We start from the raw sequence: 14,471 nt of genomic DNA, 5'->3' as shown, positions 1-14,471 counted from the left end.
GGCCCTCATTGGCCGTTGTGTTGGGCGACGGCGGTGGCGCCCGGTTGCTCGTCGACCTGCACCTGGTCGCCGGCCTTGACGTGTTGCAGGCCCTCGACCACCACGCGATCACCCGGGGCCAGGCCCTCGCTGACGATCCAGCGGTCGCCCTGGACGCTGCCCAGGGTCACCGGGCGTTCGCTGACGCGGTCCTGGTGATCGACCACCAGCACCTTGGGCACGCCGGCGCTGTCACGCAGGATGGCCCGCTGCGGCACGCTGATGCCCTGGGGCTGCACGGCCTGTTCCAGGCGCACGCGCACGTAGCTGCCGGGCAGCAGGTCGAGGTCGGGGTTGGGGAACTCGCTGCGCAGGGTGATCTGGTTGGTGCTCGGGTCGACGCTGATGTCGGAGAACAGCAGCTTGCCGGGCAGCGGATAGGCGCTGCCGTCATCCTGCACCAGGGTGGCCTTGACCTGGTCCTGGCCGACCTGTTGCAGCTCGCCGGCACGCAACGCCCGGCGCAGGGCGTTGAGCTCGCGGGTCGACTGGCTGACGTCGGCGTGGATCGGGTTCAGTTGCTGGATAGTGGCCAGCGGCGTGGTTTCGCTCTGGCCGACCAGGGCACCCTCGGTTACCAAGGCGCGACCGATGCGCCCGGAAATCGGTGCGGTAACGGTGGCATAGCCCAGGTTCAGGCGCGTGCGTTCCAAGGCTGCCTTGGACTCGGCGACTTCGGCATCGGCCTGGAGGAAGGCGGCGCGGGCGTTGTCATATTCCTGGCGGCTGACCGCCTTGTCGTCGACCAGCTCGCGGTAGCGCTGCTCCTGCAGGCGTGCCTGGTACAAGGTCGCCTCGGCCTTGGCCAGGGTGGCGCGGGCGCTGTCGAAGTCGGCCTTGAACGGCGCCGGGTCGATCAGGAACAGCACATCGCCCTGTTTGACGTCGCTGCCTTCGCGGTACACCCGCTTGAGCACCACGCCGGCCACCCGGGCACGAACTTCGGCGGTGCGTGGCGCGAGGATCCGGCCGCTGAGCTCGGTGCTGATGGCCAGCGGCTGGACGGCGAGGGTTTCGACCCGCACCTGGGGGGCGGGGGCCTGTTCTTCCTGTTCGGTGGCGTCATTGCAGCCGGCCAGGGAAAGGGTCATCAGCGCCAGCAGCGCCAAGGGGCGCAGGCGCAGGGAGCGTGGAGTGGACATACAGATCTTCCGGAATTGATCGAGCGTATGTTAAGGCAGCCGTTCGCGTGACCGCTGTTAAGCTGTGTAGGCGGTATGTGAAAAAGTGTGAAGCGTTGGCGGCGCCTGGCGCAGGATTCTATATCCTGCCTGACTTCAATCTTTCGTCAAATTCACTTTATGCCCAACATTCTCCTGGTCGAAGACGACAGCGCGCTGTCCGAGCTGATCGCCAGCTACCTGCAACGCAACGATTTCCATGTCCGGGTGATTGCCCGGGGCGACCATGTGCTGGACGAATTCCGTCGGCAGAAACCGGACCTGGTGATCCTCGACCTCATGCTCCCGGGCCTGGATGGCCTGCAGGTGTGCCGCCTGCTGCGCCAGGAGACGCAGTGCCTGCCGATCCTGATGCTGACCGCCCGCGACGACAGCCACGACCAGGTGCTGGGCCTGGAAATGGGCGCCGATGACTACGTCACCAAGCCCTGCGAGCCCCGGGTTTTGCTGGCCCGCGTGCGCACCCTGCTGCGCCGCAGCAGCGTCAACGAGCCGCGCCTGGACAGCGACCTGATCCAGGTCGGCGGCCTGCGCATCGACCTGGCCGAGCGTAGCGTCAGCTGGCGCGGCGAGGAGGTGGAGCTGTCCAGCGGCGAGTACAACCTGCTGGTGGTGCTGGCGCGCAATGCCGGCGAGGTGATGAGCCGCGACCGCATTCTCCAGCAATTGCGCGGCATCGAGTTCAACGGCACCGACCGTTCGGTGGACGTGGCCATCTCCAAGCTGCGCCGGCGCTTCGACGACAACGCCGGCGAAGCGCGCAAGATCAAGACCGTGTGGGGCAAGGGCTACCTGTTCAGCCGGGTCGAGTGGGAGTACTGACAGGCCATGCTCAAGATCCTGGTGCGGCTGTACCTGGTGATCATCGTCGCCTATGCCGGCGCTATCGCGTTGATTCCCGACACCATCGTCGGGCTGTTCCATGACCGCTTCGTGGCCTACAACCTCGAGCAGGCCAAGGGCGTACAGACCTTGATCGTGCGCCAGTTCCAGCAGGTGCCACGGGAGCAGTGGCCGGTGGTGGAAAAAGACCTCGCCACGGTGTTCAAGCCGCTGGAGGTGCGTTTGGAGCGCATTGCTGACGCCGACCTGAGCCCCGAGGAGAAAGCCCGGATCGAGCATGGCCTGTTCGTGGTGCGGTTGGCCGACTGGGGTTACTACGAAACGGCGCTGGCGGCGTTGGACGGGGAGTGGATGGTGCGCCTGCATTCACCGGACGACCCGCTGGACATCAACGTGCTGTCCTGGGGCGTGACCGTGCTGATCGGTGCGGCCATGCTCGGCTGCCTGCTGTTGTGGGTATGGCCGCACTGGCGCGATCTGGAAAGGCTGAAGGAAACCGCCCGGCGCCTGGGGCATGGCGAAATGTCGGAGCGCACGCATATCTCGCCGCGCTCGAACATCGGCGAACTGGCCGGAGTGTTCGACACCATGGCCAGTGACCTGGAGCGCCATGTGAACCAGCAGCGCGAACTGCTCAATGCGGTATCCCACGAGTTGCGCACCCCCTTGACCCGCCTGGATTTCGGCCTGGTGCTGCTGTTCGACGAAGTGCCGCCGCCCAGCCGCAAGCGCCTGTTGGAACTGGTGGGCCATGTGCGTGAGCTGGACGAGCTGGTGCTCGAACTGCTGTCCTACAGCCGCATGGAAAGCCTCGACCAGGCCCGCGAGCGGGTCGAGGTGTCGTTGCTGGAGCTGGTGGACAGTGTGTTGGGAGGGTTCGCCGAGGAGCTCGACAGCCGTGGCATCCAGTGGGAGGTGCGCGCCGACGCGAACCTGCCGCGCTTCGTGCTCGACCCTCGCCTGACCGCGCGTGCGGTGCAAAACCTGGTGCGCAATGCCATGCGTTATTGTGACGAGAGCCTGCTGCTGCGCTTGCGCCTGGAAGCAGATGGTGCCTGCCTGCTGACGGTGGAGGACGATGGCATCGGTATCCCGACCGAAGAACGCGAGCGGATCTTCCAGCCGTTCTATCGCTTGGACCGTAGCCGTGATCGCAATACCGGCGGGTTTGGGTTGGGGTTGGCGATCAGTCGCCGGGCCATCGAGGGGCAGGGGGGGACGCTGACCGTGGCGCAGTCGGCGTTGGGGGGCGCACAATTCAGGATTCGACTGCCGGCGGGCTGACACCGATCAGCCTGTAGGAGCCAGCCTTGCTGGCGAACAGCGCACGTCAGGCATCCGCAAGACGGTGGTCCCACACCACGAATCGGTCCTTGCCCGTGTGCTTGGCCTCATATAACGCCTGGTCCGCACGGATCAGCGCCAGGGTCAGGGTATCCCCGCTGTCGACCCGGGTCAGCCCGATGCTGATGGTCACCGGATGCTCCGCTGCATCCTCGCGCACTCGCTGGCACAGGGCCCCGACCTGCTCCTCGGCCCCTTGCTCATTCAGCCCCTGGAAAAAGATCGCGAACTCCTCACCACCCAGCCTTGCGATCTCGAAACCAACCATCGCCGCCTTGATATGCCCCGCCACGCGCTTGAGCACTTCATCGCCGATGTCATGCCCGAAGCGGTCGTTGACCTTCTTGAAGTTGTCGATATCGATCATCGCCAAAAACTGCCCAGGGCCAGCTTGCTGCAGCTGCTTCTCGGCTTTGGCCATGAACGAGCGGCGGTTGGGGATCTCGGTCAGGGCGTCGACATAGGCTTGCTCCAGCAGCACCTTGGTCAGGTAGAAATTGTGCAGCTTGGCCTGGCGCAGGCGCAGGTAGCTGTAGGTCACCAGGCCGCTGAGGCACAGCGCATAACTGAACAGCATCGCCCCCTCGAGTTCCAGCAATGCGATACGCGTGTGGAAGAAGGGGTTGAGCATGAGCCAGGTGATGCCCATGGCGCAGAAGAACGACCAGCGCCGCACCGGCAACACCGATACGGTGTACAGCACAGTCGACACCCCGAGCACCAGCCACACTGGGCGCAGGACGATGGGGATGCCCTCGATCACCAGGCGCATGGCCAGGGTGATCACCGCCACGAACAATAGGTTGAGCACGTCGAAGTGCTGGCTCTTGCGAGTGAAGCCCAGGACCACGGTGAGGCTGCACAGCAGGGCGATGAACAGGCCCGACAACCAGGTGAAGCCCTGGCCGCCCAGGTAGCTGACGATCAGGTCGAAGACCAGCCAGATGGCGATGCCGATGCAGAAGATCAGCAGGCAGAAGCGGCGCATCGCCTCGAATTCGTGCTGACGGAACTCGGCGCGCAGGGCGGCGGGGGCGACCTGCTGGCGGATGTGGGCTTCCAGGGTCTTGTACATGGTGGGCCGGCAAGGTCCTTCAGGTTTATTGTCGCTTTCACGGCTTGTGTGAAGGCGACAGTTTGGTGTTGATCGGTCTGGCCCTTTCGCCGGCAAAGCCGGCTCCTACAGATACGGTGCGACCCCTGTAGGAGCGGGTTTACCCGCGAACACCGGCAGCGCCGGTGCCATGCATCGCTGTGCCTAGGGGTAGGAAAGCACGCCCTTGGCCCAGGGCCTGTACCTGAGGGCGAACACCGCTTCGGCATGGCAGCCTCCGTTGAGGGCGGGCTGTGCCGGCTCCGCACGGAAAGGTTGGCCTGGATGGCTGACCTGACGGAACGCTTCGCGCACAATTCCCACCCGGCAGGGCAGCGCCTGTTCATAGCCCTGGCGCACCATCGGCGCCAAGCGCCCGGTCCCCGCGCCGTCCTGCCACCAGACACTCAGGCCAAGGCTTGCCAGTTGATCGAGCCACGCGCCATTGACCCGTGGTGACAGCTGGCCTGCGCTGAAGGCGCTGATATGCAGGGGTTTGTCCAGTTGCCGATTGAAGGCTTGCAGCTGTGTGCGCAGCGCATCACGTCTAGCCGGGTCGCGAAAATGCAGGTCGTCCAGCTCAAGCGGAAGGTACCAGCCGCTGACTGGCAGTTCCCAACGTGTGCGCAGTTGCTGGTATTGGGTGAGCGAGCGGCCCAGCTGGGCCTTGAAGTAGCTGTTCAGGCCTTCACCGTCGAGTTCCTGCAGGCGCTGGTAGTACGCCGGGTCCATGTATAGCCCGAGTACCAGCTCCAGCCCTTGGGCGCGGGCCTCGCGCAGGCTGTTGGCCAGCCAGCCCCGGGCGGCGCCGAAGTCGCTGTCGCCATAGGCGCTCCACTGCACGATCAGGGTCTTGCCGCCTTGGGCCACGGTGGCGCGCCACAGCTGTTGCCATTGCGCCGGAGTAACGTCCGCGTCGCGGTTCAGCGGTTGGTAGAACAGGCGCTGGTCGGCTTGGGCGGGCAGGCACAGGGCGAGCAGGCAGATGGCCAGGAAGGTACGCATCAGAAGTTCATCTCCACACCCAGCAGCACTCCGTTGGCGCGTTCATAGAGGTTGCCGCCCAGCGCCTGCTGGTACTCGGCGCGCACTTTCAACGAGCCGCGGTACGCGTTGTAGCGGTCGTCGTCGAACCACCACTGCCAGCGCACGCCAACACCGGCGCGGGCATCCTGGCGCCAGTCGTTGCTGGGGTCTTGGCTGGAGAACTCGAGGAAACCGTAGGGCATGATCGTCTGCGGCGACTGGCTGGGCAGCTTCCAGGCATGGCCCTGCTGCAAGCGCGACAGCCAGGCATGGTCGCCGGCGCGGGTCCACCAGGCGGCGTCCAGATAAAGGAAGCGTTCATCCCAGTCGTCTTCGTCGATGCGCCAGTCGTTGCGGTACCTGCCCTGGTCGAGGAACGAGGCGGTGGCGCGCAGCAGCAGGTCGTTGCTCGATTCCGCATGGTGGCGCAGGTCGCCCCAGTTGCCGCCGACCTTGGCCGGGCTGAGCAGCTCGCCCAGGCTCAGGCCGCTGTAGTGGTCACTGTCGACCTGGCGCTGGTGGTAGAGCTCGGCATACAGGTTGAGGTTGGCCTGGCCCAGCGGCTTGTAGCGCAGGCCGACGCCGGTGCCCATGCTCTGGGCGTAGTCGGTGCGGCTCTGGCCGCCGAACAACACCCGGCCGTACACCGACAGGGTGCTGCCGTTGCGGCTGGGCTCTTCGCCCAGGGCGTGGTCCCACATTGCCAGTTGCACGTTCTGCGACTGCGCCTTGCGCGAGCTGCCGCTGCGGGTGCCGTTGTCGAGGAAGCGGTCGTTGGTGGAAGTGCCGGCAGGCGACCAGGTGCTGGCCAGGGTGACGCTGTCGCGCCGCGACAGGGTTTCGTGGGCACGACGCTGGCGATACTTGCGCGCTTCCAGGCTGCCGTATTCGTCATCGCCGTCGACCAGGTTCTGCTCCACATCCAGCACTCGGCGCAGTTCGCGGCGGGCCGCCGCGCTGTTCTCGACCTCGTCGTAGCGCAGGGCGAGGGTTTCGCCGAGGCGGTAGTCCTCGGGGAAGTCGCGGGTGGCTTGCTCCAGGTAGGGGATCGACTGGCGACGCTGGGCCTTGTCCTCGGCGCCGGCCAGGCGCATGCCGTAGTCGGCGCGGTAGCGCGGCTGGTCCGGGGCCATGCGCACGGCCTCAGCCAGCCAAGCGGTGCTCTGGGCGGTGTCACCGGCCTGCTGGGCGGTGCCAGCGGCAGCGTAGTAGTGGTCGGCGCGTGGGTTATGGCGCAGGGCTTCGCGTTGAAAGGCCAAGGCTTGTGGCAGGTCGCCCTGGCGTTGGGCAATCGCGGCGCCCAGCGCCCAGTCGTCGGCGCTGTTGTGCGCGGCCGCGTCCCAGTGGCGACGGGCGCTGCTGGCATCGCCAGTGTTCAGCGCGCCCCGCGCGGCGGTCAGGCGGGCATTGTCGGTCCAGGCGCTGGCGGGCAGGCTGTTCCAGATCGGCAAGGCCGCTTGCGAATCACCGGAGGCCTCCAGGGCGTAGGCCAAGGGCAGGCGGCTGCCTGGGTCGCCGAGGCGGTCAGCGGCCTGGTAGTAGACCACCGCTTCGCCGGGTTGGTCGGGCATCGCGCAGCGGCCCAGCGCACGGTACTGGCCGGCTTCGGTCGGGTTGGCCGGTATCGCGCCACGCACGGCCTCGCACTCACCGGCCTCGGCCAGGCGGCCGAGCAGCAGGCCCCGGGTGGCGGCATCGACCCGGGGCATCAGGGCAAGCATGCGTCGGGTGTCCAGCGGGCTGTCGTTGCGCGCATAGAGATTGCCCAGGCGCTGCAGCAGCGAGGGCGTCAGGCGCCCCTGGCGGCGGTCATAGGCTTGTGCCAACAGTTGTCGGACGCGCTCGCCGTGGCCTTGGTCGAGCAGCATGAAGCTGGCTTGTTCCAAAGCGGCGAGGTCGCCGGTCTGGCGGTAGCGCTGCTCCCACTGCGCCGCCGTGCGTGGCTGCGCAGGTTGGGGCGGGTCACCATACAGGCGCTGCTTGAGGATGGCGTACGAGCGTGGGTTGTCGCTGGCCTGGCAGCCCTTGAGCTGTTCGCGGGCCAGGGCCAGGTCCTTGCGCGACAGCCAGTCGACGGTTTCCAGGCAGGGGCGCTGCAACTCGTTGCTCAGGTGTTGCACCAGCGGTGCGTCGTCGCCTTCGCGGGCCAATTCCCACAACTGCTTGCGCTGTTCGGGCCGCTGAAGTTGATCGGCCGGCACGCTGTGCAGCCAGCGTTCGGCCTGCTGGTTGTGGCCCATGGCGATGGCGCGGTCGGCCATGGCCAGGCGGGCACGGGTGGCGGCCTCTTGCGAAGGCGCACTGGCCAGCAGCTTGTTCAGGCCTTTTTCATCGACCTGCTGGATATAGGCGTTGGCCAGGCGCTGCCAGTCCTCCGGCGGCAATTGACCCTTGTCGGCCAGCGGTTGCAACTGGTCGATGGTTTCGCCCCAGTTGCGCAACTGTTCGGAAAAGTTGCCCCGGGCCAGGCGCAGCACCATGCCGTCGTCGCGCGGTGGCAACTGGTTGAGCCAGTCCAGGGCACGGCGCGCACCGCCGAACTTGGCCAGGCTCAGGCTATAGGCCTGCCACAGGCGGATGCGCTGGTTGCTGTTGCTGCTGGCGATCCAGCCCTCGACCTGGCTGGCCGGCGGCGGATCCTGCTCGATCCAGGTCAGGCGCAGTTCGAGCAGGGCATCGGCATGCTCGGGGTTATCGTCGAGGTCCTCGGCGATCGCCTCGGCTTCCTTGTAGCGGCGCTGGTGCGCGAGCGATTCGGCCAGCAGGGCGCGGGCCTCGTTGTTGTTGGGCACGCGCTTGAGCACATGGCGGGTCAGGCGCTCGACCTCGGGCCAGTTGTCCTTCTGCGCTTCACGGTAACCGCGCTCCATGAACGGGAAACTGGTGAAGCGCTGGAAGTCGGTCATGGGGGCCGTCGGGGCGGCGAGGGCGGAAGAACACAGCAGCAGGCTGGCGATCGTCAGGGAAAGACGGGGCTTCATGCCACCTCCCGGGTCAGGTCATAGGCGGCCTGCTGTTCGCTGGCCTGTTCGGCGAGAGCCTGCTGCAGGATCTCTTCGGTGATGATGCCGCGGCTGATCAGGTGTTCGCCCAGGCTCTGGCGCTCGGGGTCGAAGTCGATCAGCGCCTGGTTGAACAGGGTCGCCGGAACCATGCCGCGCACCTGCAGCAGGGTGCCAAGCATCACCTGGTGGGTGCTGACGTCTTCGAGCAGCCTGGCGTCGTCCTGGCGGCGTTCGAGCACGGCGAGCATCTCGCGGGTCTCGGGTTTTTGCCATTCGCTCGGGTAGTGGTAGCGCAGGCCGAGCGTTACCCGCCCCTGAGGCGCCAGTCGGGCGCGCACCGGACGCTTGAGCTGGCGGCTGATGACCCCCAGCGACACTTGGCTGACCGGGCTTTCGCTGGCCAGCACCAGGGTATCGCCGTCTTCGTCCACCGGTAGCACACCGTAGTGGGTCGCGAGCTTGCGTGGCAGTTGCTTGATCAGCACCGGTGAAATCTTGAACGGGTTGAGTGGCGCCCACGGCAAGTCCAGCTGTTCGGCCAGGGCCTCGGCCAGTTGCTCGCTGTTCAGCCAGCCGCGCAGCAGCAGCTCGCGGCCCAGGCGCCGGCGCACCGGGCTGGTGATCGCCTGGTGCAGTTGTTCTTCGTTGATCAGGCCTTTCTCCACCAGGCGCTGGCCCAGGGGCGTGCGCGCCGGCGAAGCGAGGGCGGGGAACTCGTGGGTGGTCTTGTCCCAGGCCACCCGGCGCGAGTCGCCCATCTCCATGACCTGGCGCAGCGCGCGCAGGTTGGCGAAGAAGTTGACGAAGTTGCTCCACATCATCCGCGGCGCCGACAGCAATCCTTCGAAGATGCCGTAGTAGCGGGTCACGAACCAGCCACGCTGGAACAGGCGGTTGACCAGCAGCAGGCCATTGAGCCAGAGCAGGGTGGAGAGCAGCTTGCTGTCGCCGAGGATCGACATGAAGCGCCACGACTCCGGCGCGATCACCGTGACCAGCCACATCGCCAGCAGCACCAGCAGCAACAGGTTGACCAAAAAGCTCAGCAGGTAGGCGAACAGCCCGCGGCGGTCGCGCCAGAGGAAGTAGTTCAGCGCGCCCTTGCGGCTCCAGCCGAGGTTGCTGGTGCCCTGGAACACGATGCCGACGATCCACCGCGACTTCTGCCGGATGGCGTGCTGCCAGTCCCGGGGGAAGTGCTCGCGCACGCAGATCACCTGGGAGAATTCGCGGCTCATGCCGGGGCGCCAGTCCTGCTTGAGGGCCAGCGCCGGGTCGGTGATCGAGTAGCGGGCGAAGATGCACTTCATGCCTTTCTGCTTCAGGCGGAAACCGATGTCGTAGTCCTCGGTAAGGCTCTGCACATCGAAGGCGATGCCGTCGCCATCCTCCAGCAGCGCGCTGATTGCCCGGCGGCTGAAGCAGGTGCCGACCCCCGCGCTGGGCACCTGGCCGGTGAGCGCCTCGCGCACGATGACGTCCTTGCCGTGGTTCTCGGCGAACTCGTCGACGTAGTGCCCGGCGGTGAAGCCCTTCCACTCCGGCGCATAGGGGTACACCGGGATCTGGATCATGTCCTTGTTCGGCAACAGGTAGTTGAACAGCCGCAGTTCCATGGGCGAGATGACATCTTCGGCGTCATGCAGGATGAAACCTGCGAACTCGATGCGCGCGTCCTGCTGGAAGCGCAGGATGGCGTCGATGATGTTGTTCAGGCAGTCGGCCTTGCTGGTGGGGCCGGGGCGGGCGCAGACCACCTTGTGCACGTTGGGGTAGTGCAGGCACACGGCGTCGACGTCGGCCTGCGTTTGTGGGTCGTTGGGGTAGGTGCCGACGAAGATCTGGTAGTTCTCGTAGTCGATAGTCGAGGCCGCCAGGCGCGCCATCTCGCCGACCACGCCCACCTCGTTCCAGGCCGGGACCATGATCGCCAGGGGTTTTTCCGGCACCTCGAACAGGCGTTTCTCGTCGGCCTTTTCGAACTTGTCGTAAATGCGGAAGCGCCGGATCAGCTTGCGGCCCCAGTAGCACAGGTCGATGAACAGGTCGTCCAGGCCCAGCACGAACATCAGCGTGGCCAGGACGATGGCGAGGATCTTCAGGCCGAACAGGACATAGGTGAGGAAGTCGATGAAAGCCAGGCTCATGCGTTGTCCCGTGTGGCGGATTGGTCGGCGAACCAGCGGGTCAGGCGCTCGGCGATGCGTTCGCTGGCGTGGCCGTCGCCGAACGGGGTGAATACCCGCGCCATGCGTGCATAGGCGGCCGGGTCGTCGAGCAGTTGGCTGGTTTCATGGACGATGCGTTCGGTCAGGGTGCCGACCAGCTTGACCGTGCCGCCCTTGAGCACGGCGGGGCGCTCGGTGACCTTGCGCAGCACAAGCACCGGTTTGCCCAGCGCGGGCGCCTCTTCCTGCACACCACCGGAGTCGGTGAGGATCACGTGGGCACGGTTCATCAGCCAGACGAAGTGCGGATAGTCCTGGGGCGCCACCAGGTGGATGTTCTCGCGCCCGGACAGCACGCTGTACACGGCATGCTGCACCTGCGGGTTGAGGTGCACCGGGTAGAGGAACTGCACGTCCGGATAACGCAGGGCCAGTTCGGCCAGGGCCAGGCAGATGCGCTCGAAGCCGCTGCCGAAGTTCTCGCGGCGGTGGCCGGTGATCAGCACCATGCGCTGGTCGTCGCGCAGCACATTGAGCGGCGAATCGGCGGCGGGGCGCCAGTTGTCGTGCTTGAGCTTGTCGCGCATCCACAGCAGGGCGTCGATCACCGTGTTGCCGGTCACCTCGATGTGCTCGGGTGGTACGCCTTCGCGAATCAGGTTGGCATCGGAATCACGGGTGGGGGTGAAGTGCAGGTCGGCGAGCACCCCGGTCAGGCGCCGGTTGGCCTCCTCGGGCCAGGGCTGCTGCAGGTTGCCGGTGCGCAGGCCGGCCTCGACATGGCCGATGGGGATGTGCCGGTGGAAGGCGGCCAGCGAGGCGATGAAGCTGGTGGTGGTGTCGCCGTGCACCAGCACGATCTCGGGCTTGACCTGCTCGTAGGCCTGGTCGAGCTTGTCCAGCAGGTCGCGGGACAGGCCGTTGAGGGTCTGGTTCTGGGTCATCACCTGCAGGTCCTGGTCAACCTTCAGGCCAAACGCGGTGAGTACCTGCTCGAGCATTTCCCGGTGCTGGCCGGTGGAGCAGATGTGCAGGTCGATCCCGGGCCAGGTGCGTAGCACACGGGCCAGTGGGGCCATCTTGATTGCTTCAGGGCGGGTACCGAATACCATCATGACGGTGTGAGCCATCGTCTAATTCCTCGTACGATTCCCTGGACGAAGGGGTAAGACTTGCCGCTGTTTGCAAGTCATAGATACAAGCAGCCGAATGCGGGGTTGTCCAATGCGGGGGCCGTCGCAGACTGTGGCGATAGGCCAGTGCCGAACGTGTCTGAAGGCCAGGGCCGAAGAGGCCCGGCGATCGTTCGTGTGCCAGGGAGAAGGGTGGTGCGGAAACGTTTATGCTAGCGAATCTTGACTGAATGATCAGTTAACAATGTATTTCAGGCTTTTTCCTACAGGCTGCTTCTAGTAAATTTGTAGGTCTTTTCTTCAGGGAGCCGCACATGCAAGGCAAGGCACGCAAGGTCGTCCAGGCCATCCTTTACGAAGCCATCGCCGTGGCCTGCGTGGCGCCGGCGCTGGAGCTGGCGTTTGGCGCCGGCATGGCCCAGTCGACGGTGCTGTCGATCCTCATGTCGGCCATCGCCATGGGCTGGAACATGGCCTACAACTGGCTCTTCGAGCGCTGGGAGGCACGCCAGCACAAACGCAGCCGCACCTTCATGCGCCGCCTGCTGCATGCCTTGGGTTTCGAGGGCGGGCTGGTATTGATCCTGCTGCCGTTGGTGGCCTACTGGCTGGGCATCAGCCTGTGGGCAGCGTTGGTGACCAACCTGGCGTTGTTCGTGTTCTTCTTCGTCTATGCCTTCGTGTTCCAGTGGGGGTTCGACAAGGTGTTCGATGTGCCCGTGTCTGCACAGGAGGCCGCGAAAGGGTGTTGACGCGCCGCTATCGCCCACGCTAAGTTCCCGACCCATGAACACATTCCCGCACCCATTCGCCGCCAGCATTATTATTACCGCCATTATCGGTTTGGCGGGCTAGCGCGTACGTGCACCGAACCCGCCCTGGAGGCGGGTTTTTTCTCTCTGACTCCTGGGCACTTCAAACAAGAACCAGGAGTCACCGATGACCAATCTGAGCGTCAGCCCCCGTACCCCCGTAACGCCCCAGCAACTGCTGTCCGAGCAGGTACGCCGCATCCTCGCTGCGCCCGTGTACGACCTGGCCATCGAGACGCCCTTGCAAGTGGCGCCCGCGCTGTCCGCGGCGCTGGGCAACCAAGTGCTGCTCAAGCGCGAAGACTTGCAACCGACGTTCTCGTTCAAGATCCGCGGTGCCTACACCCGCCTGTCACGCCTGACGACCGCCCAGCGCGAGCGCGGGGTCATCACTGCCTCGGCCGGCAACCACGCCCAGGGCGTGGCCCTGGCCGCCGCACACCTGGGCATCAAGGCCACCATCGTCATGCCCACCACCACGCCCTCGCTCAAGGTCGAGGGCGTTCGCTCCCGTGGCGGGCATGTGGTGCTGCATGGCGAGAGCTTCCCCCATGCCTTGGCCCACGCGCTGGCGTTGGCCGACAGCGACGGCGCGACCTTCGTGCCGCCGTTCGACGACCCGGACGTGATCGCCGGGCAGGGCACCGTGGCCATGGAGATCCTGCGCCAGCACCCCGGTGCGCTGCACGCGATCTTCGTGCCGGTTGGCGGCGGCGGGCTGATCGCTGGCATCGCCGCCTACGTCAAGTACCTGCGCCCCGAGGTGAAGGTGATTGGTGTCGAACCGGAAGACTCCAACTGCCTGCAGGCCGCCATGGCGGCGGGTGAGCGGGTGATCCTGCCGCAGGTGGGCACCTTCGCCGACGGTGTGGCGGTGGCCCAGATCGGCGCCCACTGCTTCGAGCTGTGCCGCCACTTCGTTGACGAGGTGGTGACGGTCAGCAGCGACGAGCTGTGTGCGGCGATCAAGGACATCTATGACGACACCCGTTCGATCACCGAGCCATCCGGCGCCCTGGCGGTGGCCGGGATCAAGAAGTACGTGGCCCGCGAGGGTGTGCAGGGGCAGGCGCTGGTGGCCATCGACTCTGGCGCCAACGTCAACTTCGATCGCCTGCGCCATGTCGCCGAGCGTGCCGAGCTGGGCGAGCAGCGCGAAGCGGTGATTGCCGTGACCATCCCCGAACAGCCCGGCAGCTTCCGCGCTTTTTGCCAGGCCCTGGGCAAGCGCCAGATCACCGAGTTCAACTACCGCTATTACCCGGGCAAGGAAGCGCGGTTGTTCGTTGGGGTGCAGACCCATCCGCAACACGATCCGCGCCAGCAGCTGCTGGCCAGCCTGGGCGAGCAGGGGTACCAGGTACTCGACCTGACCGACAACGAGCTGGCCAAGCTGCACGTGCGCCATACCGTGGGCGGGCACGCGGCACCGGGTGTCAATGAGCGGGTGCTGCGCTTCGAGTTTCCGGAGCGGCCGGGTGCTTTGCTCGGTTTCCTTGAACGGCTGGGCAAGCGTTGGAACATCAGCCTGTTCCATTACCGCAACCATGGTGCGGCGGAGGCGCGGGTGTTTGCCGCGCTGGAAGTGCCGGACGATGAACTGGAGGGGTTGCCCAGGGCGCTGGACGAGATGGGATATCGGTATTGGGATGAGACGCAGAATCCGGCGTATCAGTTGTTCCTGGGGTGATGTGGAGGGTGTCGTTCGCCGGCAAGCCGGCTCCTACAAAGAGCCATGCGTGCCGGACAGGCGTGGCGCATTGTCCTGGGTCAAGATGCCTGTTGCCGTTCAGGCGGATGCTCAAGGCAAACCGTCAGCGTGAGAGG

The 14,471-nt window shown here is 65.8% G+C and carries 10 protein-coding genes; 4 read left to right on the top strand and 6 right to left on the bottom strand.

Annotation, left to right across the window (positions count from 1 at the left end; translation table 11 throughout):
* Window positions 1–5 precede the first annotated feature (5 nt).
* On the bottom strand, window positions 6–1,181 hold the full coding sequence (locus PSEEN_RS13750; RefSeq protein ID WP_011534132.1) for an efflux RND transporter periplasmic adaptor subunit: 1,176 nt from the start codon (window positions 1,179–1,181) through the stop codon (window positions 6–8).
* Window positions 1,182–1,340: 159 nt separating this feature from the next.
* Here PSEEN_RS13750 and PSEEN_RS13745 point away from each other — a divergent pair, with 159 nt between their 5' ends.
* Together PSEEN_RS13745 and PSEEN_RS13740 are read left to right on the top strand one after the other, a co-directional pair.
* Window positions 1,341–2,042, top strand: coding sequence for a response regulator (locus tag PSEEN_RS13745; RefSeq protein ID WP_011534131.1), 702 nt, complete (start codon window positions 1,341–1,343; stop codon window positions 2,040–2,042).
* A 6-nt stretch (window positions 2,043–2,048) separates the two neighbouring features.
* On the top strand, window positions 2,049–3,347 hold the full coding sequence (locus PSEEN_RS13740; protein WP_011534130.1) for an ATP-binding protein: 1,299 nt from the start codon (window positions 2,049–2,051) through the stop codon (window positions 3,345–3,347).
* A gap of 46 nt (window positions 3,348–3,393) precedes the next feature.
* On the opposite strand, the gene PSEEN_RS13735 is transcribed toward PSEEN_RS13740, so the two are convergent.
* The 5 genes from PSEEN_RS13735 to wecB form a co-directional block, all read right to left on the bottom strand.
* Window positions 3,394–4,482, bottom strand: coding sequence for a GGDEF domain-containing protein (locus PSEEN_RS13735; protein WP_011534129.1), 1,089 nt, complete (start codon window positions 4,480–4,482; stop codon window positions 3,394–3,396).
* 183 nt (window positions 4,483–4,665) lie between these two features.
* On the bottom strand, window positions 4,666–5,505 hold the full coding sequence (locus PSEEN_RS13730) for a DUF4434 family protein (protein WP_011534128.1): 840 nt from the start codon (window positions 5,503–5,505) through the stop codon (window positions 4,666–4,668).
* On the bottom strand, window positions 5,505–8,507 hold the full coding sequence (locus PSEEN_RS13725; protein ID WP_011534127.1) for a phage receptor: 3,003 nt from the start codon (window positions 8,505–8,507) through the stop codon (window positions 5,505–5,507). Before PSEEN_RS13725 ends, PSEEN_RS13730 begins: the two co-directional genes overlap by 1 nt.
* Window positions 8,504–10,678 (bottom strand): cyclic di-3',5'-guanylate-activated glycosyltransferase NfrB, encoded by a 2,175-nt coding sequence (gene nfrB, locus PSEEN_RS13720; RefSeq protein ID WP_011534126.1) that lies wholly within the window; start codon window positions 10,676–10,678, stop codon window positions 8,504–8,506. Before nfrB ends, PSEEN_RS13725 begins: the two co-directional genes overlap by 4 nt.
* On the bottom strand, window positions 10,675–11,829 hold the full coding sequence (gene wecB, locus PSEEN_RS13715; RefSeq protein WP_011534125.1) for a non-hydrolyzing UDP-N-acetylglucosamine 2-epimerase: 1,155 nt from the start codon (window positions 11,827–11,829) through the stop codon (window positions 10,675–10,677). The genes nfrB and wecB overlap by 4 nt, the downstream gene beginning before the upstream one ends.
* Window positions 11,830–12,146: 317 nt before the next feature.
* Here wecB and PSEEN_RS13710 point away from each other — a divergent pair, with 317 nt between their 5' ends.
* Window positions 12,147–12,584 (top strand): PACE efflux transporter, encoded by a 438-nt coding sequence (locus PSEEN_RS13710; RefSeq protein ID WP_011534123.1) that lies wholly within the window; start codon window positions 12,147–12,149, stop codon window positions 12,582–12,584.
* A 187-nt stretch (window positions 12,585–12,771) separates the two neighbouring features.
* Window positions 12,772–14,334: a threonine ammonia-lyase, biosynthetic gene (ilvA, locus tag PSEEN_RS13705; RefSeq protein WP_011534122.1), complete on the top strand. Its 1,563-nt coding sequence runs from the start codon at window positions 12,772–12,774 to the stop codon at window positions 14,332–14,334.
* Window positions 14,335–14,471 lie beyond the last annotated feature (137 nt).

The organism is Pseudomonas entomophila L48 (genome assembly GCF_000026105.1).
GTDB lineage: Bacteria > Pseudomonadota > Gammaproteobacteria > Pseudomonadales > Pseudomonadaceae > Aquipseudomonas > Aquipseudomonas entomophila.
Note: the sequence above shows the minus strand (reverse complement) of the source record. Positions and strands in the feature narration are given on the sequence as shown.

Coding starts and splice junctions, on each gene's coding strand:
- PSEEN_RS13745 (WP_011534131.1), top strand. CDS start 1,341: ATGCCCAACATTCTCCTGGTCGAAGACGACAGCGCGCTGTCCGAGCTG.
- nfrB (WP_011534126.1), bottom strand. CDS start 10,678: ATGAGCCTGGCTTTCATCGACTTCCTCACCTATGTCCTGTTCGGCCTG.
- PSEEN_RS13725 (WP_011534127.1), bottom strand. CDS start 8,507: ATGAAGCCCCGTCTTTCCCTGACGATCGCCAGCCTGCTGCTGTGTTCT.
- PSEEN_RS13740 (WP_011534130.1), top strand. CDS start 2,049: ATGCTCAAGATCCTGGTGCGGCTGTACCTGGTGATCATCGTCGCCTAT.
- PSEEN_RS13750 (WP_011534132.1), bottom strand. CDS start 1,181: ATGTCCACTCCACGCTCCCTGCGCCTGCGCCCCTTGGCGCTGCTGGCG.
- PSEEN_RS13730 (WP_011534128.1), bottom strand. CDS start 5,505: ATGCGTACCTTCCTGGCCATCTGCCTGCTCGCCCTGTGCCTGCCCGCC.
- PSEEN_RS13710 (WP_011534123.1), top strand. CDS start 12,147: ATGCAAGGCAAGGCACGCAAGGTCGTCCAGGCCATCCTTTACGAAGCC.
- PSEEN_RS13735 (WP_011534129.1), bottom strand. CDS start 4,482: ATGTACAAGACCCTGGAAGCCCACATCCGCCAGCAGGTCGCCCCCGCC.
- wecB (WP_011534125.1), bottom strand. CDS start 11,829: ATGGCTCACACCGTCATGATGGTATTCGGTACCCGCCCTGAAGCAATC.
- ilvA (WP_011534122.1), top strand. CDS start 12,772: ATGACCAATCTGAGCGTCAGCCCCCGTACCCCCGTAACGCCCCAGCAA.